At 58.6% G+C, this 24,131-nt stretch carries 18 protein-coding genes; 15 read left to right on the top strand and 3 right to left on the bottom strand.

What is annotated here, in order from left to right; genetic code table 11:
• From ACMXYJ_RS13045 to ACMXYJ_RS13015, 7 genes are all read left to right on the top strand, one after another.
• The gene (locus tag ACMXYJ_RS13045) at positions 1 to 645 is read left to right on the top strand and encodes an isochorismatase family cysteine hydrolase (RefSeq protein ID WP_095131262.1); all 645 of its coding nucleotides are present in this window, start codon (positions 1 to 3) and stop codon (positions 643 to 645) included.
• Positions 642 to 1,973, top strand: coding sequence for a glutamine synthetase family protein (locus ACMXYJ_RS13040; RefSeq protein ID WP_415760141.1), 1,332 nt, complete (start codon positions 642 to 644; stop codon positions 1,971 to 1,973). The genes ACMXYJ_RS13045 and ACMXYJ_RS13040 overlap by 4 nt, the downstream gene beginning before the upstream one ends.
• Positions 1,957 to 2,709: an N-formylglutamate amidohydrolase gene (locus ACMXYJ_RS13035; RefSeq protein WP_415760140.1), complete on the top strand. Its 753-nt coding sequence runs from the start codon at positions 1,957 to 1,959 to the stop codon at positions 2,707 to 2,709. The genes ACMXYJ_RS13040 and ACMXYJ_RS13035 overlap by 17 nt, the downstream gene beginning before the upstream one ends.
• 57 nt (positions 2,710 to 2,766) lie before the next feature.
• Positions 2,767 to 4,116, top strand: coding sequence for an APC family permease (locus ACMXYJ_RS13030; protein ID WP_415760139.1), 1,350 nt, complete (start codon positions 2,767 to 2,769; stop codon positions 4,114 to 4,116).
• Between the two features lie 119 nt (positions 4,117 to 4,235).
• Positions 4,236 to 5,252: an arginine N-succinyltransferase gene (locus tag ACMXYJ_RS13025; protein ID WP_415760138.1), complete on the top strand. Its 1,017-nt coding sequence runs from the start codon at positions 4,236 to 4,238 to the stop codon at positions 5,250 to 5,252.
• 61 nt (positions 5,253 to 5,313) lie between these two features.
• Complete coding sequence (astA, locus tag ACMXYJ_RS13020; protein ID WP_415760137.1) at positions 5,314 to 6,348, top strand: arginine N-succinyltransferase; 1,035 nt, start codon at positions 5,314 to 5,316, stop codon at positions 6,346 to 6,348.
• A 304-nt stretch (positions 6,349 to 6,652) separates the two neighbouring features.
• On the top strand, positions 6,653 to 7,522 hold the full coding sequence (locus ACMXYJ_RS13015; RefSeq protein WP_415760136.1) for an isocitrate lyase/PEP mutase family protein: 870 nt from the start codon (positions 6,653 to 6,655) through the stop codon (positions 7,520 to 7,522).
• Positions 7,523 to 7,838: 316 nt separating this feature from the next.
• Here the strand turns inward: ACMXYJ_RS13015 and ACMXYJ_RS13010 are convergent, their stop codons facing one another.
• Together ACMXYJ_RS13010 and ACMXYJ_RS13005 are read right to left on the bottom strand one after the other, a co-directional pair.
• The gene (locus ACMXYJ_RS13010) at positions 7,839 to 9,080 is read right to left on the bottom strand and encodes a M20/M25/M40 family metallo-hydrolase (RefSeq protein WP_415760135.1); all 1,242 of its coding nucleotides are present in this window, start codon (positions 9,078 to 9,080) and stop codon (positions 7,839 to 7,841) included.
• Positions 9,081 to 9,206: 126 nt separating this feature from the next.
• Positions 9,207 to 10,280 (bottom strand): diguanylate cyclase, encoded by a 1,074-nt coding sequence (locus ACMXYJ_RS13005; RefSeq protein WP_415760134.1) that lies wholly within the window; start codon positions 10,278 to 10,280, stop codon positions 9,207 to 9,209.
• A gap of 193 nt (positions 10,281 to 10,473) precedes the next feature.
• Here ACMXYJ_RS13005 and ACMXYJ_RS13000 point away from each other — a divergent pair, with 193 nt between their 5' ends.
• The 3 genes from ACMXYJ_RS13000 (at position 10,474) to hglS (ending at position 14,398) form a co-directional block, all read left to right on the top strand.
• Complete coding sequence (locus tag ACMXYJ_RS13000; RefSeq protein WP_415760133.1) at positions 10,474 to 11,928, top strand: flavin-containing monooxygenase; 1,455 nt, start codon at positions 10,474 to 10,476, stop codon at positions 11,926 to 11,928.
• 22 nt (positions 11,929 to 11,950) lie between these two features.
• Positions 11,951 to 12,907 carry an alpha/beta fold hydrolase gene (locus ACMXYJ_RS12995; RefSeq protein WP_415760132.1) on the top strand — a complete coding sequence of 319 codons (957 nt, stop codon included), beginning with the start codon at positions 11,951 to 11,953 and terminating at the stop codon, positions 12,905 to 12,907.
• A 111-nt stretch (positions 12,908 to 13,018) separates the two neighbouring features.
• Positions 13,019 to 14,398, top strand: coding sequence for a 2-oxoadipate dioxygenase/decarboxylase HglS (hglS, locus tag ACMXYJ_RS12990; protein WP_415760131.1), 1,380 nt, complete (start codon positions 13,019 to 13,021; stop codon positions 14,396 to 14,398).
• A gap of 46 nt (positions 14,399 to 14,444) precedes the next feature.
• On the opposite strand, the gene ACMXYJ_RS12985 is transcribed toward hglS, so the two are convergent.
• Positions 14,445 to 15,122, bottom strand: a complete 678-nt coding sequence (locus ACMXYJ_RS12985; RefSeq protein WP_415760130.1) for a type 1 glutamine amidotransferase domain-containing protein — start codon at positions 15,120 to 15,122, stop codon at positions 14,445 to 14,447.
• 444 nt (positions 15,123 to 15,566) lie between these two features.
• On the opposite strand from ACMXYJ_RS12985, the gene ACMXYJ_RS12980 reads away from it, so the two are divergent.
• From ACMXYJ_RS12980 to ACMXYJ_RS12960, 5 genes are all read left to right on the top strand, one after another.
• Entirely contained in the window at positions 15,567 to 16,082 is a 516-nt protein-coding gene (locus ACMXYJ_RS12980) for an Hcp family type VI secretion system effector (protein WP_054051032.1), read from the top strand.
• A 132-nt stretch (positions 16,083 to 16,214) separates the two neighbouring features.
• On the top strand, positions 16,215 to 18,263 hold the full coding sequence (gene tssI, locus ACMXYJ_RS12975; RefSeq protein ID WP_415760129.1) for a type VI secretion system tip protein VgrG: 2,049 nt from the start codon (positions 16,215 to 16,217) through the stop codon (positions 18,261 to 18,263).
• A complete protein-coding gene (locus ACMXYJ_RS12970) occupies positions 18,250 to 19,149 on the top strand; it encodes a DUF4123 domain-containing protein (RefSeq protein WP_415760128.1) in 900 nt (299 codons plus the stop codon). Before tssI ends, ACMXYJ_RS12970 begins: the two co-directional genes overlap by 14 nt.
• Entirely contained in the window at positions 19,146 to 22,826 is a 3,681-nt protein-coding gene (locus ACMXYJ_RS12965) for a toxin VasX (RefSeq protein WP_415760127.1), read from the top strand. Before ACMXYJ_RS12970 ends, ACMXYJ_RS12965 begins: the two co-directional genes overlap by 4 nt.
• Positions 22,819 to 23,949, top strand: a complete 1,131-nt coding sequence (locus tag ACMXYJ_RS12960; protein WP_415760126.1) for a hypothetical protein — start codon at positions 22,819 to 22,821, stop codon at positions 23,947 to 23,949. Before ACMXYJ_RS12965 ends, ACMXYJ_RS12960 begins: the two co-directional genes overlap by 8 nt.
• Positions 23,950 to 24,131 lie beyond the last annotated feature (182 nt).

Raw genomic sequence — 24,131 nt, 5'->3', positions numbered from 1 at the left:
ATGTTCACGCTCCCCCACCACTCGCCTCGGGATTTGCCGTTTGTCACCGATCACACCGCGCTGTTGCTGGTGGACATGCAACGCGCCTGGCTTGAACCGCAGTTTGACCCGCACCTCAACGGGCCGGACGCCGAGTACTTCCTGACCCGCACCCACATGCAGGTGGTGCCCAATCAACGCCGGTTGCTCAGCGCCTTTCGCAGCGCCAGGCAAAACGTGTTGCACACGATCATCGAAAGCCTCACCGCCGATGGCCGCGATCGCTCGCTGGACCACAAACTCTCGGACATGCACTTGCCCAAGGGCAGCCCGCAAGCGCGGATCATCGACGACCTGACCCCGGCAGAAAACGAAATCGTGCTGCCCAAGACCTCGTCCGGGGTCTTCAACTCCACCAACATTGACTACGTGCTGCGCAACCTCGGGACGCGGCACCTGATCATCGCCGGCATCGTCACCGATCAGTGCGTGGACATGGCCGTGCGTGATGCCGCCGACCGCGGTTATCTGGTGACACTGGTGGAAGATGCCTGCGCGACTTACACGCCCGCGCGTCATCAGGCTTGCCTGAATGCAATCAAGGGTTACTGCTGGATCACCGACACCCAGACTGTGCTCGGCCGCTTGCAGGAAATGCAGCCATGAGCGAGCGCCTGTTGCCACTGCCCATGACCACCCTCGTCACCACCGACCTGATCGGCGTGACACGCGGGCGCTCCTTTCCCACGGACGAACTCGAGCACTATCAAAGGACGGGGTGTGGCTGGGTGCCGGCCAACAGCGCGTTGACCCCGCAAGACATCATCGCCGATGCCAACCCGTGGGGCGCTTATGGCGATTTGCGGTTGATGCCCGATCTGCCCAGCCGAGTGACGGTCAACAACGGCCCGGATGCCAACGCTCCGGCGCTGGATTTTATTCACAGCGACATCCGCGAAACCGATGGCCGCCCGTGGGGTGCCTGCCCGCGTACGGTGTTGCGCAACGAGGTAGAGCGTTATCGCGCCGAGTTGGGCTTGCAGGTCAATGCGGCGTTCGAGCATGAATTCAACTTGAACACCGGCGAGGCTGAACACCTGGCGTTTTCGCTGCAAGCACAGCGTCAGGGTGCCGAGTTTGGCGGTTGGCTGCTCAGCGCCCTGCGTGCCGGTGGCGTCGAGCCGGAAATGTTCCTGCCCGAGTACGGCAAGCATCAATACGAAATCACCTGTCGCCCGACCCTGGGTGTGGCCGCTGCCGACCGCGCGGTGAACGTTCGTGAAATCACCCGCGAGATCGCCCGGCAAATGGGCCTGGCGTTGAGCTTCGCGCCCAAGACCTCGGAGCATGCGGTGTGCAACGGCGTGCACCTGCACGTCAGCCTGCTGGACCTGGCTGGCCAACCGGTGATGTACGACGCCGGCACCACCAATGGTTTGTCGACCCTCGGCCAGCACTGGGCCGCCGGCATCTTGCATCACCTGCCGGCGCTCTGTGCGATTACCGCGCCGACACCGGTGTCCTACGAGCGTTTGCAGCCCCATCACTGGAGCGCGTCCTACGCGTGCCTCGGGCAACGCAACCGCGAAGCGGCGCTGCGAATCTGCCCGACGACAAGCCTGGGCGGCAAAACGGTGGCATCGCAATACAACCTGGAATTTCGCGCCATGGACGCCACGTCCTCGCCGCACCTGGCCATGGCCGCGCTGCTGATTGCCGGTCGGCTGGGCATCGAGCAACGCCTGGCCTTGAACGCAATCACCGATGAAGTCCCCGACTCCCTGAACGAAGAACAACGCCAGACCCGCGGCATCGTCGCCCTGCCCGCGTCCCTTGCCCAGGCCCTGGACTGCCTGCGCAACAGCGAGGCCCTGATCGAAGCCCTGCCGAGCGCGTTGCTGGACACCTACCTCGCCCTTAAAACCGAGGAACTGACACTGACGGAACAGCTGTCGTCCGCCGAACGCTGTGAACACTATGCGCGCCTGTACTGAATCTGCTGAGCTCGGTCTTTACACCGGGCCCGCGTACACCCTGAGCCGGGAAGACTCCGATCACCCGTTGATTCTGGTGTGCGAACACGCCAGTCGTTTTATTCCGGCCGGGTTGAATGACCTGGGCCTGAGTCACGAGGCGGCCCGCGAGCACATCGCCTGGGACATCGGCGCCCTGGCACTGGCCGAGAGTTTGTCCCGAGCATTGGGCGCAACGCTGTTGGCGGCCAATTACTCGCGACTGTTGGTCGACCTCAACCGACCGCGCCAAGCCCCGGACAGCATTCCGGCACAGAGCGAGATTTATCAGGTACCGGGCAACCGGGATCTGGACGAAGCCACCCGAGAGTACCGTCGGCAATCCCTGTTCGAGCCGTTTCATGCTCGATTGCACACCTTGATTGACCAACGTGTCGCTCAAGGGCGGCCGGTGCGGGTGGTGGGGATTCACAGCTTCACGCCGGTCTATCACGGCCAGCCCCGCGCGCTTGAAGTTGGCGTGTTGTATAGAGAGGCCAGGGAGTATGCCCAGCGATTGATCGATGGCTTGAGCCTGCACCCATTGAAAGTTGCCGGTAATGAGCCGTACAAAATCAACCCGCTGGGCGACATGACCGTGCCGGTCCACGGCGATGCACGCGGCCTGGAATCGGTGTTGATCGAGGTGCGCAACGACCTGCTGCGTACGCCTGAAGATGTCAATCGCTTTACCGGATACCTGGCGCCTCTGTTGTAAAACAATCGCTTCAAACTTGCAGCGTGTAGCTGCGTTTAAATCAAGGAGAACGGCTTCATGGAAATAGAAGAATTCGGCTACAAGCAAGAATTGAAACGCAGCCTGTCGCTGACCGACCTGGTGGTGTACGGGATGATCTTCATGATCCCCATCGCACCGTTTGGTGTTTATGGCTACGTCAACGCCGAAGCCCCGGGGCTGGTACCGCTGGCCTACATCATCGGCATGGTGGCGATGCTTTTCACTGCCCTGAGTTACGGCAGCATGGCTCGGGCCTTTCCGATTGCCGGTTCGGTTTATTCCTACGCGCAACGGGGCCTGAACCAACACGTAGGGTTTATCGCCGGTTGGCTGATGCTCCTCGATTACCTGCTGATTCCGCCGCTGCTGTATGTGTACGCGGCCATGGCCCTGAATCATTTGTACCCGGACATTCCGAAGGTCGGTTTCATCCTGGCCTTCCTGGTCAGCGCGACCTTCGTCAACTTGCGGGGCATCACCTTCACCGCGCGGATGAACATCGTCTTTCTGCTGGCGCAACTGGTGGTGCTGGGGATCTTCCTGTTTTACGCCTGGAACGCCCTGCACAGTGGCGGTGGCAACGGTCAACTGACCCTAGCGCCGTTGTACAACCCCGAGACGTTCAACTTCGCCCTGCTGATGCAAGCGGTGTCGATTGCGGTGCTGTCGTTCCTCGGTTTCGATGCGATTTCCACCCTCGCCGAAGAGATCAAGGGTGACCCGGGCCGCAGCGTCGGCAAAGCCGCGCTGATTACGCTGGTGGTCATGGGGGTGATCTTCGTCGTGCAGACCTGGATTGCGACGGATCTGGCGGCCGGCATGGGTTTCAAATCGGCTGACACGGCTTTTTATGAAATCGCTGAACTCGCGGCCGGCAGCTGGCTGGCAACCCTGACCGCCGTGGCGACGGCGCTGGCCTGGGGTGTGGCGGTGGCAATCACCTCCCAAGCGGCAGTGTCTCGCCTGCTGTTCGGCATGGCCCGAGACGGCAAGCTGCCAAAGGTACTGGCCAAGGTTCATCCCAAACACAACACGCCGTACGTGAGCATCTACCTGGTGGCCGTGCTGTCGCTGGTGATCTGCTACCTGTTCATCAACTCGGTGGACACCCTCACCTCACTGGTGAACTTCGGCGCATTGAGCGGCTTCATGTTGCTGCACCTGACGGTCATCAACTACTACTGGCGTCGGCAGAAATCCGGACAGGTGATCCGTCACCTTATCTGCCCGGTGATCGGCTTCATCATCGTCGCGGCGATCATGTACAACATGGGCGTCGATGCACAGAAACTCGGCCTGATCTGGATTGCGCTGGGCCTGGTCTACCTGTTTGTACTCAACAAACTGGGCACCCGTGCGGTACTGCCCGACCCAAGCAACGGCTGACAAGAAAAAGAGTGGCGTCTGACAAACATTCAGGCGACCGCCGATGTATTGCGTGGAAACCGACAGTGATAGTCAGGTTCGGTGCCAACCACCGGACCCTTTGATACAGGAGTGCATCCATGCTGGTCTTACGCCCAGTCGAGTTAACCGACCTGCCCCAGTTGCAGCAACTGGCGCGCGACAGTCTGGTAGGCGTCACGTCCTTGCCGGACGACACCGAATGCCTGCGCGAGAAGATTCTCGACTCTTGCGCTTCATTCGAAAAAGACGTTGAGGGTCATGGCCCGGAGAACTACTTCTTCGTGCTGGAAGACCTGACCCGAGAGCGTTTGGTGGGGTGCTCGGAGATCCTTGCCACCGCCGGTTTCAGCGAGCCGTTCTACAGTCTGCGCAACCGGCACTTCACCAGTGCCTCGCGGGAGCTGAACATCGAGCACGGCGTACCCGCGCTGTCGTTGTGTCACGACCTCAGCGGCCATACCTTGCTGCGGGGTTTTCATATTGATGCAGCGTTGGTGCGAACACGGTTCTCTGAACTGCTGTCCCGGGCGCGGCTATTGTTCATCGCCGCCCATTCGCGGCGCTTTTCCGAAGCCGTCATCACCGAGATCGTCGGTTTCAGCAGCGATGAAGGGCACTCGCCGTTCTGGGATGCGTTGGGCAAGCACTTTTTCGACCTGCCCTACGCCGAGGCCGAGCGACTTTGCGGCCTGGAAAGTCGAACCTTCCTCGCCGAACTGATGCCGCAATACCCGATCTACGTGCCGATGCTGCCCAAGGAGGCGCAGGACTGCATCGGCCGCATCCATCCCGATGGGCAGGAGGCCTTCGATATCCTCGAGCGCGAAGGGTTCGAAACCAACAGCTACATCGACCTGTTCGACGGCGGTCCGACGTTGTATGCGCGCACTCCCGGCATCCGTTCCATCGCCCAGAGCCAGACCGGCACGGCGAAACCGGGTGCATCCATCGATGCCCTTGGCAGTTATCTGGTGAGCAACGATTCGCTGAAAGACTATCGCGCCATCGTCGCCGATCTGGATTACCAGGCCGGGCAACCTGTGAGATTGAGCGCCGAGATGTGCGCCGCCCTGAACGTGACCGAAGGCAGCCCGATCCGGCTGATCGCCCTGTGAGCATCACCCGGCCCCGAGCCCAACGACAGCGCCCGAGCAGGCGTGCAGAAGGAGTTGCATCATGATTGTCCGCCCGGTTCACGTCACCGACCTGCCCGCCTTGCTGAACCTGGTGCACCAGGCCGGCCCCGGCTTCACCACCCTGCCGGCCAACGAGGAACGCCTGACCCACCGGGTGCGCTGGGCCCAACGAACCTTCGCCGAACAGGTCGAACGCGCTGATGCCGATTACCTCTTCGTGCTCGAAGACGACGATCAGCAGTTGGTGGGTGTCAGCGCCCTGGTGGGCGCCGTGGGCCTGCGCGAGCCCTGGTACAACTACCGGGTCGGGCTTACGGTCAGTTCGTCACCGGACCTGGGTATCCGGCGGCAGATTCCGACGTTGTTCCTGAACAATGAAATGACCGGCCAATCGGAAATTTGCTCGCTGTTTCTGCGACCCGATCAACGCCACGGCAGTAACGGTCGATTGCTGTCGTTGGGACGTTTATTGTTTGTGGCCGAGTTTCCGCACCTGTTCGGCGACAAACTCATCGCCGAACTGCGTGGCAGCGTCGACGAACAGGGCTGTTCGCCGTTCTGGGACAGCCTGGGCCGGCACTTCTTCAAGATGGATTTCAGCCACGCCGATCACTTGTCGGGCCTGGGCAGCAAGCCCTTCATCGCTGAACTGATGCCACGCCAACCGCTCTACACTTGCCTGCTCACCGAACAGGCCCAGGCCGTAATCGGCAAGGCGCACCCGAACACCGAACCGGCGTTGAAAATCCTCACCGCCGAAGGCTTTGCCCATAAGGGTTACATCGACATCTTCGACGCCGGCCCGGTGATTGAAGCCCCGGTCTCGAATATTCGAGCCGTGCGCGACAGCCAACCGCTGCTGCTGGCCATCGGCACACCCGACGAGCAGGCCCCGGTGTGGCTGATCCACAACCGTCGCCTGGAAAACTGCCGCATCACCGCCGCCCAGGCCAGACTGGTAGGCAACAGCCTGATCGTCGACCGCCTCACCGCCAAACGCTTGCAACTGCAACCCGGCAACTCGGTACGCGCGGTGCCGCTGCTCAATCAACAGCAGCAGGCGGTGGCGGCCTGATCGGATTCTGAAACCTCCCCACACCTGTGGCGAAGGAGCTTGTCGGAACGCCGCACCGTCCCGCTGGGCTGCGTAGCGGCCCCCAAAGCCGATACCACTTTTCTTCAGACAGTTCGCGTCCGTTGATTTTACGACTACTGCGTAGTCGAGCGGGAGCAAGCTCCCTCGCCACAGGGAAGGCGCCATCTTCCCAGTGCAAAAATTCGTCATCATCCTTCCCCTGCTCGCGTGATAGCCTTTTGTTCCTTCGGCGTTGACACTTTTGCTCAAGCCCTTCCATTCCCATTGCAGTGGTGGAACTCATATGTCCAGGCTTTCTCATCAAGATTTACGCCGTAACTTTCGCGAGCTGTTCGCCTCCAACGCCTGCTACCACACGGCGTCGGTCTTCGACCCGATGTCGGCCCGCATTGCCGCTGACCTGGGGTTTGAAGTGGGGATCCTGGGCGGTTCAGTCGCATCGTTGCAGGTACTGGGCGCCCCCGACTTTGCCTTGATCACCCTCAGCGAGTTTGCCGAGCAGGCCACTCGCATTGGCCGCGTGGCCCAATTGCCGGTGATCGCCGACGCCGACCACGGCTACGGCAACGCGCTCAACGTGATGCGCACCATCGTCGAACTCGAACGCGCCGGCATCGCCGCCCTGACCATCGAAGACACGCTGCTGCCCGCTCAGTTCGGCCGCAAGTCCACCGACCTGATCGGGGTGGCGGAAGGCGTCGGCAAGATTCGTGCGGCGCTGGAAGCCCGGGTCGATTCGGAAATGGCAATCATCGCCCGCACCAACGCGGGGATCCTGCCGGTGCAGGAAGTCATCAGCCGTACCTGTCATTACCAGCAGGCCGGTGCGGACGGGATTTGCATGGTGGGCGTGCGAGACTTCGACCACCTCGAACAAATCGCCGAGCACCTGAGCGTGCCGCTGATGCTGGTCACCTACGGCAACCCGTTGCTGCGCGACGACAAACGCCTGGCCGAACTGGGCGTGCGGGTCACCATCGATGGTCATGGTGCGTACTTTGCGGCGATCAAGGCCACGTACGACAGCCTGCGGGAACAACGGCAAATCTTTACTCAGGCGTCGGACCTGAGCGCTACCGAGCTGACCCACACCTATACGCAGCCTGAGGAATACATCCGTTGGGCGGAAGAGTTTATGAGCGTCAAGGAATAACCGTTCAGTGCGTTTGACGGTGTGAACCGACCTGAGGCCATCGCGAGCAAGCTCGCTCCCACATTGGATTGGCGGTGTTCACGAATCTTGTGTTCACCCAAATCCCCTGTGGGAGCGAGCTTGCTCGCGATAGCGTCAGATGCCACACCCCTAAACTACAGCCTTGAACTCCACCTCCCGCTGCAACGCCCGCGCCCGCGCCCGCACCCGCACCCGCACCCGCACCACATCCAGCATCGCGCAGACTTCACGCATCAACAGATGAACCGCCCGGGTAACGCGCGTCTGGGGAGCGCGGGAAGGATCAGCGGTGAGATCAGCGCTTGGCCAACTCCATAATCATCCGCGACAACAGATAAATCCGCGGCGCCACGCTCTCAACCTCCGCGTACTCCTCTGGCGTATGAATATTGCCGCCAACGATCCCGAACCCATCCAGCGTCGGCGTGCCCACACCCGCTGACAGGCTGGCATCCGCCGCCCCACCACTTCCCTCTTCGGTCAACTTACGGCCAATCTCCCCGTAAATCCCCTGAGCCATCGCCATCAACCGATCCGATTCCGGCGTTTGCGGCATCGGCGGCAAGCCGCGCTGAAGTGTGGTGGTGACTTCTGTGTCAGCAATCAGCTTGTCTTTCGAAACCCGCGCGAGGTCCTTCTCGATCCGGTCAAACTCTTCCGGCACCGCCGCCCGCACGTCTGCCTTGGCGGTGGCTTGATCCGGAATCACGTTGGTGCGGTCGCCGGCCTTGAGCACGGTGAAGTTGATGGTGGTTTTCTTCTCCGCGTCGCCCAGTTTGCCGAGCTGCAAAATCTGGTGCGCCGCTTCCATGGCCGCGTTGCGTCCCAGCTCTGGCGCAACACCGGCATGAGCCGCCTTGCCCTTGACCTCGACCACGGCGGTGGCGCTGCCTTTGCGCCACACCACCAGGCCATCCGCCGGGCGGCCGGGTTCGAGGTTGAGGGTGACGTCGTGGGCCTTGGCGGTTTTCTTGATCAGGTCGGTGGCGATGTCCGAGCCGGTTTCTTCGCTGGCGTCGAGCAGGAAAGTGATTTGCGCGTAGTCCTTGAAGTCGAGGTTTTTCAGGACTTTCAGCGCGTAGATCCCGGCAACGATGCCACCCTTGTCATCCATCACGCCCGGCCCGTAGGCGCGGCCGTCCTTGATGTGGAACGGACGCTCGGCGGCCGAGCCTTCCTTGAACACGGTGTCCATGTGCGCCATCAGCAGGATTTTTGCCTTGCCGGTACCTTTCAGGGTCGCGATCACATGGCGGCTTTTGTCCGGGGTATTGGGCACAAGCTCAATGGTCGCGCCGAGTTTTTTCAGTTCGTCGATGGCGATGTCGCTGACTTTCGTCAGGCCCGGTTCATAGCCGGAACCGGAGTCGATGTTCACCAAACGTTCGAGTAACTTCAAGGCTTCGCCCTTGTACTGTTCGGAATCGGCGAGGACTTGCTTGTGCGGTTCGGCGGAAACTGCGGGAGCGAAAACGCCGAGGGCGAGGGTCAGGCCAAGGCTGGTGGCCAGCAGGGAACGAGGGAGATTGAACGTCATGAATCGATCCTTGTTTCGTGTCGGGGGTGAAAAACACCCTACCTGACTACGGCGCAAGGCTCTAGACCCGATGCGACACAGACGAACCTGATAGACCAAAGATTTACTGTGGATTTGCGGTGATGGTCACACCGAATCAAGTACTTCGTGATGCGATCTGCTATCGCCGCAACAGATGACGCGGTTGCGACCGGTGGCTTTGGCTTCGTAGAGCGCCAGGTCGGCGTCGTTGAGCCACTGGGTCGCGTCGGTGTGTGCCGGGTTGAAGGCGGCCAGGCCGATGCTCAGGCTGACCGTCAGCGCCGGGCTCTGCTCATAACCCAAAGTGGCGAAGCGATCACGCAGGGCATCCATGGCGGCTGCAGCGCTCGTGAGGGGAAGGTCCGGGAGGATCACGCAGAACTCGTCGCCACCGTAGCGCCCGGCAACATCCGCCGCACGCAGGTTCTGCTTGAGCATTTTGCTCAACTGGCGCAACACGATGTCCCCGGCAACGTGGCCGTAGGTGTCGTTGATGGATTTGAAATGGTCGATGTCGATCAGCGCAATCGCCCCGCCCCGCTGCTGACGTTTGCAACGCTGGAATTCGATTTCCAGTTGATCCTTCCAGGCGCCGTGGTTCAGCAGGCCGGTGAGGCTGTCGGTGCGGCTCAGGGCCAGTAATTCACGCTTCTGTCGGCCGAGGGTGTGGGCTTGGCGGAAGCAGATCCAGCCCAATGCCAGCGGATACAAACACATCAAGGGCAAACAGGCATACATCTGCAGTTGGCTGGTTTGCGGGATGAACGCGGGGGAGAAAATCAGCAGTCCGACGCCCATCCCGAGAACCTGCGCCACGGTTCCCGCCAACAGGAAACGCAAACCGCCAATGGCCACATTGTTCATCGCCATCATGGCCAGGGTCGTCGCGCCAGGCAGCGGATTGAAGTGCATGGCGGCGACCCAAAACCCGCCAAGAAAGGCGTCCACCAGCAAGTTGCGGTGTTCGGCGTGATAAGGCACTGGCGCGCGGCGCGCCCATTGATAAGCCAGGTGCGGCCAGAGGATGGCGTTGAGCAGCATCACCACCCAGACCCACGGTGCAGGGTTGAGTGGATACATCGCCGCGCTCACGAGCAACAGCCCCAAGGCTAAACCCAGGATTCGCGATGTATAGAGCCTCCTGGCCAGTGAAAGTCCTTTTCCTCCCGTTTTTTCCATAGAGGCCTCTGCGCCACTGAACGGAACCTGAAAACTCAAGGGTTTCAAGTGTGGTGAGAGTCTATCAGGGCAACGGCAAATAGCCATCACCGGCTGGCGGTCTGAATACCAAGGCATAGCCCTGACGCGGGCGCCCAATGTTTGGCTATACATGAAAGGACGGTTCGATCAATAACGATAAAAAAGGAGGCCCATGCAGACCTTTCAAGTGTTGATCATCGGCAGCGGTTTTGGCGGCCAGTGCGCCGCGATCAATTTGCTCAAGGCAGGCATCAGCGATTTCCGCCTGTTGGAACGGCGGGACTTTTTCGGCGGCACCTGGTGCCAAAACACCTACCCCGGTGCCGCGGTCGACGTGCCCTCGCCGCTCTATTCGCTGTCCTTCGCGCCCTACCGCTGGACGCAAATGTTCGCCGAGCAGGCCGAGCTGCACCACTACACCCAGTACGTGGTGGAGCACTTCGGCCTGCGAGACAAGGTGGAGCTGCAGGCCAATGTCGAGCGCATCGAATGGGACGACGACGGCAAACACTGGGTGGTGCACACCGCCAGCAAAGGTACGTTCCATGCGCAGTTCCTGATCAACGCCACCGGGCCGCTGAGCCAACCCGTGGTTCCGCACTTCGAGGGCCAGGAGCGGTTTCAGGGCAAGACTTTTCACACCAACAACTGGGATCACACCTACGATTACCGGCAAAAACGCGTGGCCATCGTTGGCAGCGGCGCCAGCGCCGCCCAGGTGATTCCGGCGATTGCCCCGGACGTTGAGCATTTGCATGTGTTCCAGCGCACGCCTCACTGGGTATTGCCTCGTGCCGACCGTGCATTTGGGCCATTCCAGCGTTGGTTGCTTGGGTTCAAACCGGCCTACAAACTGTTGCGCTGGATGATCTACTGGCAGTTTGAAACCCGGGTGATTGCCTTCAAGTATTCGAAACCAGCGATCCGCTTGGTCCAGCAACACGCCCTGCGCCTCCTCAAACGGCAAGTGCCTGACCCTCAATTGCGGAAGAAACTGACGCCTGACTACGTCATCGGCTGCAAACGGGTGATCATCTCAAGCACCCTGTACCCGGCGCTGGGTCGCAGTAACGTGAGCCTGCACAGCCGCGAGCAAGGCATCGCCGCCATCGATGAAACCGGCATCATCACCCAGGACGGCCAACACATCGACCTGGACCTGATCGTCTGGTCCACCGGTTACGACGCCACCGACGGGGTGATTTCCTACCCGGTCACCGGCAAAAACGGCACACAACTCAAAGATTTCTGGGCCCAATACCCGCGGGCCTATCTCGGCACCAGCCTGCCGGACTTCCCCAACCTGTTTATCGTCACCGGCCCCAACACGGGCATCGGCCACACCTCGGCGCTGTTCATCATCGAGTCTCAGATGAACTACATTCTGGATTGCATCCGCACGTTAAAAGAACACGGTTTGCGCAGCATCGAAGTACGCCCCGAAGCAGAACGTACCTACACTGAAATGATCCACCGGGAGATGGAGCGCACGGTATGGAAGTCCGGGGGTTGCCACAGTTGGTATCAAAGCAAGAGCGGTCATGTGATTGCGATGTTTCCGGGTTTCAGTTTCACCTATCACCGGTTGACCAGGGCGCTGAAACCCGCCGATCACATTCTGTCCTGATCACGTAAAAGGAAGATGCCTGATGCTTTTGTTGGTTGTCGCAATCGCAGTTTTCGTGGCCTGGAGCTGGTTGAGTTACCCGGCCATCGGTCATTGGCTCTATGACTTGAACATGTCGATAGAGGCCAAGCTGTATGGACTGCACAAAATTGTCGTGCCGATCGCCGAAATGACTGTTTCGACCTGGCAAGGCGGGCCGTACGAAGCGTCCAGCAGCGTGCTGATGCTTCACGGTTACAGCGCCGACAAAAACGTCTGGCTGCGTTTTGCCCGGCACTTTGTCGGCAACTATCGGGTGATCATCCCCGACATCGCCGGCCATGGCGAAACCGGCTTCAAGGCGGGCGGCGGCTACGACATTCCGTTGCAGGCCAAGCGGATGATCCAGTTGCTCGATGTCTGCGGCGTCGAGAAAGTCCATGTGATCGGCAACTCGATGGGCGGCTACATGGCAGCGTGGCTGGCGGCCACGTACCCGGATCGCATTGTTTCGGTGGCCCTGATCGACCCCGCGGGTGTCACCGCCCCCGAAGCCAGCGACCTGGAGCGGCATTTGGCCAAGGGCCACAACCCGTTCCTGATTCATTCACGGGAAGAATTCCAGCGCTTCTACGCCATGACCATGGCCGAACCGCCGTGGGTACCCAAGGTGGTGCTGGACGCCATCGCGCAACGCTATGAACAGCAATGCGAGGAGCTGGAAGAAATCTTCAGGGACTTGCGCGCCAGCCCGCCGATGGAGCCGAAACTGCCCGACATCAAGTGCCAGGCGCTGTTGCTGTGGGGACACAAGGACCGCTTGATCGATGTCAGCAGCGTGGCGATCTGGAGCAAAGGCATCGCCGATCTGCGAGTGGAGGTCTGGGACCACACCGGCCATATGCCCATGGTCGAACAACCGACAAACACGGCGCGGCTGTATCGGGAATTTTTGGCATCGCTGCGTTCGGAAAGCCCTCAGGATCAGCGACTGCACTGAACATGCAGTCCTTTGCAGAATGAAGTTCGTAAGATTCTTCGTTTGTCGGCGGCGCGCAAGGCTGCGATCTTTTCCCGCATCCTTTACGTCACCGCATCAGGAATTGTTTTCATGAGCCATCCGAACTTCATCAGCCCTGACCTGATCCGCCAACGCTTCTCCAAAGCGATGTCCGACATGTACCGCGAAGAAGTGCCGCTGTACGGCGCGCTGATGGAACTGGTGGAACAGACCAACCGTCACGTACTGGACAGCGATCCCCAGATCGCCCGACAGTTGAACAGCACCGGTGAAATCCAGCGTCTGGACCTGGAGCGGCATGGCGCGATCCGTGTCGGCACCGCCGATGAACTGGCCACCCTTGCCCGGCTGTTTGCGGTGATGGGCATGCAGCCGGTGGGTTATTACGACCTGACCCCAGCCGGTGTGCCGGTGCACTCCACGGCTTTTCGCGCGGTGCATGAGGCGGCGTTGCAGGTCAGCCCGTTCCGGGTATTCACCTCCCTGCTGCGCCTGGAACTGATCGAAGACCTGGAACTGCGAGCGTTCGCCCAATCGGTGCTGGATAAGCGTTCGATCTTCACGCCCGCTGCGCTGAGTCTCATCGATCGCGCCGAAACCCACGGCGGCCTCACCGAACAAGAGGCTCGGGACTTCGTCGAGCAGGCGCTGGAAACGTTCCGCTGGCACCACACCGCCACCGTGACCGCCGAGCAGTACCGCAAACTCAGTGCCCAGCATCGCCTGATCGCCGACGTGGTGGCGTTCACCGGTCCGCATATCAACCACCTGACGCCGCGCACCCTGGACATCGACATCGTCCAGGCGCAAATGCCTGCGCACGGCATCACCCCCAAAGCGGTGATCGAAGGCCCGCCCCGCCGTCAGTGCCCGATCCTCCTGCGCCAGACCAGTTTCAAGGCTCTGGACGAGCCTGTCTCCTTCACCGATCAAGCCGAGAATCGTGGCAGCCACAGCGCCCGTTTCGGCGAGATCGAGCAACGCGGCGCGGCGCTCACCCCCAAAGGCCGGGCGCTTTACGACCGTTTGCTCAACGCTGCCCGTGATGAATTGAAAGACTTCCCCAATGAGGCCAATGCCGCACGTTACAACGCGCTGATGACGCAGCACTTTGCAGAATTCCCTGACACCGTTGAGGGCATGCGCCAACAGGAACTGGCGTACTTTCGCTACTTCGTCACGGAAAAAGGGTTGGGGGCCGATGAGCTGAAATCGTGGTCGCTGGAGAACCTGCTCAGCGGCGGGTATTTGCGGGTTGAACCGTTGGTGTACGAAGATTTTCTGCCGGTTAGCGCTGCGGGGATTTTTCAGTCGAACCTGGGGGATGCGGCGCAAACCCACTATGGCGTGCATTCGAACCAGCAGGTGTTCGAGAAGGCGCTGGGGCGATCGACGATTGATGAGTTGGCGTTGTATGCCGAGACGCAGCGGCGCTCGATCGAGGAATGTTTCGCCGCTATTACGCGATGACACGTTGAAAAGATCGCAGCCTGCGGCAGGCTGCGATCTTTTGATCCTATTTCAGCTTCGCCAACAACGCCTCAGCGGCAGCCTCGGACGATGCCGGATTCTGACCGGTGATCAGCAAACCATCAGTGAGCACATAACTCGCCCAGTCAGCACCTTTGGAATAGACACCACCCTTCTCCTTAAGCATGTCCTCCACCAAAAACGGCACAACCTTCGTCAGTTGCACAGCCTCTTCCTCAGTGTTGGTAAACCCCGTCACGCGCTTGCCTTTGACCAGCGGCTGGCCGTCCGCACCCTTGACGTGACGCAACACACCCGGTGCGTGGCAGACGGCCGCGACCGGTTTGCCCGCCTGGTAAAACGCCTCGATCAGAGCGATCGAAATTTTGTCTTCGGCCAGATCCCACAGCGGGCCATGGCCGCCCGGATAGAAAACCGCATCGTAATCTTCAGCTCTCGCGCTGCTCAGCAGAGCGGTAGACGCCAATGCAGACTGGGCGGCAGAGTCTTTGCGAAAGCGCTCGGTGGCCGCGGTTTGCGCGTCCGGCTCGTCGCTTTTTGGGTCCAGCGGCGGTTGACCACCCTTGGGTGAGGCCAGGGTCAACTGAGCGCCGGCGTCTTTAAAGGCAAAGTACGGTGCGGCGAATTCTTCCAGCCAGAAGCCGGTTTTCTTGCCCGTGTCACCCAATTGATCGTGTGACGTTAGAACCATCAGGATTTTCATGTCGTTCTCCTTGAGTTCGCAGATGTTCATTCATCTCGGCGCTGAGTTTGACCTCCAGGCTGCAACATTCGTTGCACCAGTCACCCTAGCGGTTCTGCTACCGGTTTTCGGCAAATCAGACGATGGGTCACCGAATGATGGCCAACCGCCTTGATGCGCAAGAAGTTGCGCACTCGACGCTGCGAAAGCCCTTCCCGGGGCGCTGATCGCCCGGCCCGTCAGGCGCTCCAGCCAAGTGCGCAAGAAGTTGCGCAGTACTGCGCAACTTCTTGCGCACATTCACAGGCGAGCTCTGCCGAACATCCTCCGCGAGCTCTGAAAATCCTCTCAACCACCTGATTTATATAGCCTTAACCGTTTCTGGCACGGACCTTGATAACAGTCAGCCACCCACCGGGCGATACCGCCTCCCGGGCACCCTAACTTTTAGCAAGGAGCACATCCATGGCTACACCAGCGTACATGTCCGTCACTGGCGAGAAACAAGGTCTGATCACTGCCGGCGCATTCACCGCCGACTCGGTTGGCAACACCTACCAGGAAGGTCACGAAGACCAGGTCATGGTTCAGGCTTTCAGCCACGACGTGATCATCCCGCGTGACCCGCAGTCCGGCCAACCGACCGGGCAGCGCGTCCACAAGCCAGTCGTGATCACCAAGGTGTACGACAAGGCTTCGCCACTGCTGCAAGCAGCTCTGACCTCCGGCGAGCGCATGAGCGAAATCGTTATCCAGTGGTACCGCACCTCGGCTCAAGGTACCCAAGAGCACTACTACACCACCAAACTGGAAGACGCGATCATCGTCGCCATCAACAACAAAATGCACAACTGCCAGGATCCGTCGAACTCGCACTTCACGCACCTGGAAGAAGTGCAATTCACCTACCGCAAAATCACCTGGACCCACGAAGTATCCGGTACTTCGGGTTCCGATGACTGGCGTCAGCCGGTCGCCTAACTCAGGCCGACCGTCTCAAGCATCGGCCAGCTCTGCTGGTCGATGTTGTTTTCGCCCTTCCAGAATTTTCGCGTCCGCAAGCTCCCTGCACGGGTGCCGGCGAGCGCCGCTGCACTGCACGAGGAACAAGGGATGTTCGCGCCGGCCAATCAAACTCACTTTGCCCTGACCATCGAAGGTCTTTCCAGCGACTTCCAGGTTTTTTCCCTGCAAGGTCGGGAAGCCATCAGCCAGCCTTTTGTGTTTGAGGTGGAGCTGGTCAGTGAACAGCCGTCCCTGGACCTCGAGACCCTGCTGCACAAACCGGCCTTCTTGCAGCTCTCGCCTGACGGCAGCGGCATTCATGGCCAGATCTACCGCGCCGCCCAGGGTGATTCCGGCAAACGCCTGACCCGCTACGCGGTGACCCTGCGCCCGCAACTGTCTTACCTGGCGCACCGCATCAACCAACGCATCTTCCAGAACCTCACGGTGCCGAAAATCATCGGCAGCGTCCTCGAAGAGCACGGCATCCAAAGCAATGCCTACGAATTCAAAGTCGGGGCGATTTATCCCGAGCGCATCTACTGCGTTCAGTACGATGAATCGGACCTGCAGTTCGTCCAGCGTCTGTGCGAGGAAGAAGGTATCCACTACCACTTCCAGCACAGCGCCACCGCCCACAAGCTGGTGTTCGGCGATGACCAGACGGTGTTCCCGAAACTCGCGCCCGTGGCCTACCAGCAAGACTCCGGCATGGTCGCCAACGACCCGGTGATCAAGCGCTTCGACCTGCGCCTGGAAACCCGCACCAGCCGCACCACCCGCCGCGACTACGACTTCGAAAAACCGCGCATCACCCTCGAAAGCGAAAACCGCGGCGACGCTCTGCCCGACCTCGAAGACTACGACTATCCCGGTCGCTTCATCGACCGCGAACGCGGCAAGCACCTGGCCAAACGCGCTCTGGAACGTCACCGCAGCGACTTCCAGCTAGCTGAAGGCAAAAGCGATCAGCCAATACTGGTGAGCGGCCACTTCCTGGCCCTGACCCAACACCCTAAAGCCAAATGGAACGATCTGTGGCTGCTGACCGAAATCCTCCACGAAGGCAAACAGCCGCAAGTGCTGGAAGAGTCGGTCACCAGCGACACCACCAAACTCAAAAACGATTTCCACCAGGGCTACCGCAACCGTTTCCAGGCCACCCCGTGGGACGTGCCGAACCGCCCGCCGCTAACCCAGAAAAAGCCGCGCATCCTCGGCAGCCAAAGCGCCGTAGTCACCGGGCCAAAAGGTGAAGAAATCCACTGCGACCAATACGGCCGCGTCAAAGTGCAATTCCACTGGGACCGCGAAGGCCAGGCCGACGACAAGACCAGCTGCTGGCTGCGCGTCTCCTCCGCCTGGGCCGGGGCCCACTACGGCGGCATCGCCATCCCGCGCATCGGCATGGAAGTGCTCGTCACCTTCCTCGAAGGCGACCCCGACCAACCGCTGATCAGCGGCTGCCTGTACCACAAGGAAAACGTCGTTCCGTACGACCTGCCGGCGAACAAAACCCGCAGCACCTTCAAAACCCTGAGTTCCCCCGGTGGCGGCGGTTACAACGAACTGCGCATCGAAGACAAAAAAGGACAGGAACAAATCTTCCTGCACGCCCAACGCGACTGGGACGAAAACGTCGAGCATGACCAGAAAATCCGCGTCGGCAACGAACGCCACGACACCGTCGAGAAGAACAGCTACAGCGAATTCAAAGCCGAAGAACACCACACCGTCTACGCCGACCGCAAAGTCGAAACCCGCGCCAACGACCACCTCACCGTGGGCGTCAACCAGCACATCAAGGTTGGTACCGGGCAATTCATCGAAGCGGGCCAGGAAATCCACCTGAGCAGCGGCATGAAAGTTGTGCTCGAAGCCGGCAGTGAACTGACGCTGATCGGTGGTGGCAGCTTCATCAAGATCGACGCCGGTGGCGTAACCATGAGCGGGCCGGTAATCAACATGAACTCCGGCGGCGGGCCGGGTAGTGGGACGGGGGCGGCGCCATTGTTGCCGGGGCCGTTGAAGCAGGCGGATGCGGATAAGGCCGGCCAATTGTTGGTGCCCGCTCAGCGGCAAGCGTTGATGCAGAAGAAGCCAATCTGTGCGATCTGCGAGAAGGCCAAGCTGGAGGCATTAAATGCTAAAGCCTGATTTATCTCTGAACGACCAACTGCCCCAGAACCTGCCGTGGGAAAAAAACGTCGCTTTACTGCTGGATGGAGTCAGTGTCGAAAAGTTACCCCGACAATTGTATACGTGGTCGAATGCTCCAGATTTCGAGCCTCTTTATCTGGGAACGCGCTGGTCTGCTTTGAACGATATAGCTCCGTGCCTGATACGCCTTGACGGGCCAAGCGATCCGGTTTTTCAGCAGTTTCTGGCGCACGCTGATGAGGAATGGGGCTATTTGGTGTTCAGTGATCAGCCTTGGCAAAACATGCTGGATCACTTTCGCTGGTTGACCAGCGTTACTCACCCTCAAGATCTAGAAGTGCTACTTCGTGTAGCGGACCCAGCGGTAGCGCATACCCTGCTTGGTCAGGCTGAACAATTGAAAGACGCCACATTGTTCGGACCTTGCGTGCAGATACTTACCGCCGATGCCGCTCTGGGATGCTGGCATCAACACCACCGCCCCGGAAGCGCTCCTATGGCTTCTCACGCAAAACCTTACCGGTTGAGGGAACCACAAGTCACGTTGCTGGATGAAGTCAATTTCAGGTCAGTTGTCATGCGTTTGGATCAGCATATGAATGAATATTTTCCAGCGTTCCAGATGAATCTGAAGGCACTGGAGCGTTGGAAATACCTGAACGAGCTCGCTTCGCGCTCATATGACCGGGGCTTTAGCAGCGAACTTGAAATTACGCTTTATGCCAATATTCATGGCTTTCTCGGGATAATGGCATTGGCAGAACATCCCGATCTCGACGCTCTGCTTGAAACAACCTCAGAGCGGACACCCACACAACGACTTGAATACGTCGCCAGTATCGCCAAGGAAAGGGCTGAAAGCCTGCAAAGGAATCCAGGATGACCACCCCAACAACCTCAGGTAAAAACCCCAACAACGTCAGCGTGAGCCGCGAAGACGCCAAGTGTTCAACGGGTACCTGCTGGCTGATGAAGGGCAAAATCCAACTGGTGCCTTTGCGCTATGGATTGGTGAATGGCACCGCTCTTGATCCGTCGAGTGAAATTCCTGCCCCATACAAACTCGGCACTCGCCCCCTTGGCATACGCCTTTTACGCGATGGCTGGCTCTATGTAATCGACAGTCAGAACGGCGAACTATCTGAGTATCGGATCATCGATGGTCTAGTCAGTGCGATGCTCTGGCAAGGGACTGAAGTGCAAAGCGACACCCGGGATCAGCCTATCAAGAAACCTGTGTTGACGTTTTCAACACGCAGTACCCTCTATGTCACGTATTCAGAAGTTCAGTGGACCGCAAAGAAATGCCGTCAGGTGCTCAAGAGCAAATCCGAACGCAAGTACTTCATGCAGGTCGTCGACCTGAGCAAGGCCAACTGTGAAACGGGAGGGCCAAGCTTGCTAACACCTGCTCTGGCCGAACGTTGGCTCGCGGAGGTAGCGACTGCTCGTGTGCGCAGCGAGCAAAAGGCCAAGGATGATGCTGAGCTGAAGGCCGTCGTTGATGCGGAAAACTCTGAACGGCGCAAACGAAATGAGACAGAAATACAGGGAAACATGCTTCCCCCTGTCACTGTTCATGCCACCCCTGAGAATGAACGCAAACCCTATTTGTGGGAAATGCCTGAGCGTTTTCGTGAATCGTCGATGAACTCGCTGAGTGGCTGTATAGAAACGGAGTACCGCCAGGACGTGCTGTATTTGGTGGTGGAAGATCATATCGGCGTACTCCGGGATCTTGCCAATTATCAGGATCAGGTAGTCGATTGGATCGACGTATGGGCCAAAGGCGGAACGCAGGAAGGAGCCAACGAGCGTGACTATCTGCTGGCATGCTATGTCGAGTCACTGACTCAGCTAACCCAACAGGATATGGGCGGTCTGTCGGATGCCAGCGATGATCCCGCCATCAAATTGATGCTCGGCGATCTGGAAAAGATGCAGGAGCCCGCACAAGGCACTACGCGTCAAGCCATGCTCGAATACCTCAACAAAGGGGGATTGATGACCCCGCCGAATGGAAGCCCGGTTCCATCGGAACTTGCCAGTTTGCAACAGCAGGCCTTGGATAACGCATCGCAAATAGCAATGTATGGTGGATCTGCCGCAGGCCAAATCGTAGCGACTCAAAGTATTGAAGACACCGACCGCAGCTACTACACGCGTGAACACTTCAGGGGGTGTCCGCAAGACTTCGTCAATAAACACTTCGAAGCGCTGCTCAAACTCGGTAAAGAGCAGGATCGTCGGATCAGGGATGTGCTGAATGGCGCCAAGATGGGCCAACGCGGCGTCAATGATTTGATCGACCGTGAGGCGATGGACAGCGCTCTGTTCGAGCACCGGACATCAATCAAGCGCTGGAACAAACTGCTCGACCAAATTACTGCTGATCGGACAGCAATGCTTTGCGCCGGACGTTTTCATAAAAGTGCCTGGTACTACGACCCCCAGAATGCCAAACAGGTTGGCCAGTCCTTTGCTACCGAATACGCATGCCTGAAGGATATTTGCCGAAGCGATGAAGCCTGCGATGTGATTCTCAAGTACCTGGAGAAAGAGCCGCAATTCAGCCGTCCCATGTTTTATGCGCTGCCTTACAGTGAGCAAACAGCGGTTTGGGTTCAGTATGCTTTCGCGCAGGCAGCAGGCATTACGTTGTTCAACAACGTGCCCGAGTATCTAAAAACCCTCCAGGAGATCGAGGAGCACCGCTTGCCGGCCCTCGATCGGCTACCGGAAGATACTCGCGCGGTAGCCGACGCTGCCCAGCAGACCATGAGCCCGGCTCTGAATCGCGGCATGGACAAAGTTCTGGCTGACTTTGATCAGGTGCTCAAGGGGCAGACCATGCCTGATTTTGATCAACTGTTCCGTCGTTTGCCCAAGGTTTTGCCGACTCGAATTCTGGATGCGGCGAAGCGCGAGGGCGTGACCTTTACCGTGGCGTCGGACACCGAGAAGGCAGCTCTTAGAAGCGCGCTCAAGGATTTGTTCGAAGAACAAGAACATTTGAAGACGCTAAACCACAAACGCGACATTATAAAACGTACTACGGGCCATAAGTCGCCAAAGGCTGTGCAACTCCAGGCTGACATAGAAATAGCTCGAAAACAGCTGGCAGGCACCGAGGCTCGACTGGCGGGTGGGCTCAGCCCTATTGGCGACTTACCGGACAACAGTGTCCGGCTGTATGGGGCAACACCTGTACGCGCGGGCATTACTGTTGTATTCCCTGCGGCGAATCAGCAAGAAATATCAGGCTTGATGAAAAACTTCCGCGACGGTGTCAAAGCAGCACCCAAGCAGAATTTAATGGGGGATGGCGCGGCGTTATTGTTGTTTGTTGTGCAGGCGTTAAACCTGAGGCAAGTGGCGAAAGAGACATTCGCCAAAAGTAAAGACCAACAAACCTGGTTACCTTTTATAAATGCTTTAGTGGCTACTGGTGCGGCAGGGTTTGCGGCTGCTCAAGGTGTATTCGATACAGCACTGACAGCTCGTAGCTCACTGCTTGCCAAGGGACTGCAGAATTATGCAATAGACCATTTACAAGTTCAGATGGGTAAGTTGCATATTGGTTTGGGATCGATGACCTATCTATTCGGGGCATACGCTGCCGGTGCCAGCCTCAAAAGTTATCAAAGTAGCTGGGAACAAGCCGTTCGCAGCGGAAACGACGGTGCACAGGCCGGGGCGATTATGTCGATGGCTGGTTCAGGAGGGTTGCTGGCAAGCAATACATATGGGCTGGGCAGTACGCTCCATGCAACCTATACCGTACTTGCGGCCGAGCAAGGGGCTGTCAGAACCGCAGCGTGGGCCGTATCAGGTGCCCGGCTATCAAGTGTATTTTTCCGTGCGAATCTGGCCGGCGCTCTGTTTACGGCGTTAGAGCTGGGTGGAAACTATGTTTACAACTACTACAACACCAGTTCGCATGATCAATGGCTACAAAGTACGCCGTGGGGACAGGATGCGAGCAAACGCAAATCTCTGAGTCTTGCTAAATACCAACGCTCTCTGATAGCGATAATGCAGGCACCTTCTGTGCAGGTAGGTCGTGTCGAATACGACTCCTGGTGGAAAAATCTGCTGCTGCGAGCCAAAATCGGCGATATCCATCTGCTGTTACCCGGGCTTGATACAGCAGCATTCCTGGCGCCGCTGGCAGGCAAGGCCAGTCACCAGTTGAACATCGGGGCGTACCGAATTAATACAATTCTCATAGATCGGGCGCAGACCACAGAACGTTGGGAGATTCTTAGCGAGCCTGTTGTGGCCAGACTACGTCGTGTGGAAGACAATCAAGTGGTTCTCTGCGTCGGGTACCCAGAGACCAACGAACGGATTGTGGGTAAATCTCGTGAGGAATTGATGCTCGTTGTGGCTGTTCAAAGCACCAGTTCCAGTGGGCAGCCTCAACAGAGAACACACTATATTCGTTTTGATCCAAGGGGAGTTGGCGCCTTCCCTTCAGTTGATCGAGTCCCATCTCCCCCTCAAGCGCCTCTGCTCCAGGTAGAACCCCTGATGATGGAATTTGCTTCGCATGTCTAAAACCCTTGATATCGACCCAATAGATCCAGCGGCAAGGCAATTGCACCGCGCAGGAGACATCGAGCGGTTCCCCTCTGGCAACACGACGTATTTAGCACCATTGCCGCTGCCCACCGACGCATCCCCACACAGCCCTTATGTAAGCGATCTCAACGATACGTATCTGGATTTCGGCGGCGGCAAACCACAAGTGTTTTCATGGCAGATGACACTGGGTGGTCCTTTTACCGCTGCGCTCTTAATGGTCTTAGGTGGCCCGATTATCATCGCACTCTTTGGTGCAAGCTTCGGCTACGGTCGGGCTGACATTCGGGGTGCGATGCAAGGCGTCTTTTTAGCTACTCGCGAACCAGCTATCTGGATGTATTTGGGCGGCCTGGGCATCGGCCTCGCCGTGTGGCTCTACAATCATAAAAAGTACACACAAGTCACCCCGACCCGCTTCAACCGTCAGCGCCGTGAAGTCTGCTTCATGCCCACGGGCGCAGAAACTCCGGTTTTCGTGCCTTGGGAATCGCTCTCCGCCTGGGTGGTTCAGGCGCAAGGCGCAACCCAGTATGGTGTTCGGCGACAGTACGGCATGGGCATGGGGTTCCATCACGAGGGACAGTTGGTCAGCGTTGAATTCGTTTGTGGCGGTCTGCCACTTGCCATAGCCCATTGGGAGGCCGTGCGTGCCTACATGGAATACGAAGTCCACGACCTAAAAAGCATTCAGGACCCCATGGACCTGCAAGGTCCAGATGATCCACCCCATGAAGGGATGCACACTTTCCGCAATGCCCGGGCACGCCTGCACCGCCGGATTCGCGAAAAGGAAGTTGGGTGGGTCTATGCCTTTTTCTGGTACCTCTACCACCTCATGACATTCTGGACGTTACCCAATCGAATCGTCGAATGGGAAATTCGCCGCATTGCGAAAGTCGGACGCAAGGCATTGCCGCAAGCCATGCGTGATTGGTCCGAGCCACTACCTGAAGAGCAATGGGCAAAGCCAAGCGATGTTTTGGTCAGACTGACTAAACGGGTGAAAGAACTAAAAAAGCAAAAACCACTGCGCTCAATCACTGAAATTTTTGCAGAAGTTTATCAGGCAGAACAAACAGGGAAGAAGCGGGTGTGAGTTTGTGAAACTGAATCCCCCGGGTTTCGTAGACACCTCCATGAGGTGGGGAGGCCGGCCAGATGATCCTCAGATTTATTTTCTACGCAATCACGAAAATAAATCTGCCCCCCTTTTTGCGTCGTCTTAGTGTCAGAACTGATCGAACCACTTTAAATTGGACCTGAATTAAGGCGGAGACT

The organism is Pseudomonas arabinosi, assembly GCF_047758675.1.
Classification (GTDB): Bacteria; Pseudomonadota; Gammaproteobacteria; order Pseudomonadales; family Pseudomonadaceae; genus Aquipseudomonas; species Aquipseudomonas arabinosi.
This window is presented reverse-complemented; position numbering and strand designations above follow the sequence as displayed.

What these genes read in the sequence shown, in the direction of transcription:
- ACMXYJ_RS12995 (WP_415760132.1), top strand. Translation starts at nt 11,951, where the DNA reads ATGCTTTTGTTGGTTGTCGCAATCGCAGTTTTCGTGGCCTGGAGCTGG.
- ACMXYJ_RS13005 (WP_415760134.1), bottom strand. Translation starts at nt 10,280, where the DNA reads ATGGAAAAAACGGGAGGAAAAGGACTTTCACTGGCCAGGAGGCTCTAT.
- ACMXYJ_RS13000 (WP_415760133.1), top strand. Translation starts at nt 10,474, where the DNA reads ATGCAGACCTTTCAAGTGTTGATCATCGGCAGCGGTTTTGGCGGCCAG.
- ACMXYJ_RS12980 (WP_054051032.1), top strand. Translation starts at nt 15,567, where the DNA reads ATGGCTACACCAGCGTACATGTCCGTCACTGGCGAGAAACAAGGTCTG.
- ACMXYJ_RS13015 (WP_415760136.1), top strand. Translation starts at nt 6,653, where the DNA reads ATGTCCAGGCTTTCTCATCAAGATTTACGCCGTAACTTTCGCGAGCTG.
- tssI (WP_415760129.1), top strand. Translation starts at nt 16,215, where the DNA reads ATGTTCGCGCCGGCCAATCAAACTCACTTTGCCCTGACCATCGAAGGT.
- astA (WP_415760137.1), top strand. Translation starts at nt 5,314, where the DNA reads ATGATTGTCCGCCCGGTTCACGTCACCGACCTGCCCGCCTTGCTGAAC.
- ACMXYJ_RS13035 (WP_415760140.1), top strand. Translation starts at nt 1,957, where the DNA reads ATGCGCGCCTGTACTGAATCTGCTGAGCTCGGTCTTTACACCGGGCCC.
- ACMXYJ_RS13010 (WP_415760135.1), bottom strand. Translation starts at nt 9,080, where the DNA reads ATGACGTTCAATCTCCCTCGTTCCCTGCTGGCCACCAGCCTTGGCCTG.
- hglS (WP_415760131.1), top strand. Translation starts at nt 13,019, where the DNA reads ATGAGCCATCCGAACTTCATCAGCCCTGACCTGATCCGCCAACGCTTC.
- ACMXYJ_RS13040 (WP_415760141.1), top strand. Translation starts at nt 642, where the DNA reads ATGAGCGAGCGCCTGTTGCCACTGCCCATGACCACCCTCGTCACCACC.
- ACMXYJ_RS12970 (WP_415760128.1), top strand. Translation starts at nt 18,250, where the DNA reads ATGCTAAAGCCTGATTTATCTCTGAACGACCAACTGCCCCAGAACCTG.
- ACMXYJ_RS12965 (WP_415760127.1), top strand. Translation starts at nt 19,146, where the DNA reads ATGACCACCCCAACAACCTCAGGTAAAAACCCCAACAACGTCAGCGTG.
- ACMXYJ_RS12960 (WP_415760126.1), top strand. Translation starts at nt 22,819, where the DNA reads ATGTCTAAAACCCTTGATATCGACCCAATAGATCCAGCGGCAAGGCAA.
- ACMXYJ_RS12985 (WP_415760130.1), bottom strand. Translation starts at nt 15,122, where the DNA reads ATGAAAATCCTGATGGTTCTAACGTCACACGATCAATTGGGTGACACG.
- ACMXYJ_RS13025 (WP_415760138.1), top strand. Translation starts at nt 4,236, where the DNA reads ATGCTGGTCTTACGCCCAGTCGAGTTAACCGACCTGCCCCAGTTGCAG.
- ACMXYJ_RS13030 (WP_415760139.1), top strand. Translation starts at nt 2,767, where the DNA reads ATGGAAATAGAAGAATTCGGCTACAAGCAAGAATTGAAACGCAGCCTG.
- ACMXYJ_RS13045 (WP_095131262.1), top strand. Translation starts at nt 1, where the DNA reads ATGTTCACGCTCCCCCACCACTCGCCTCGGGATTTGCCGTTTGTCACC.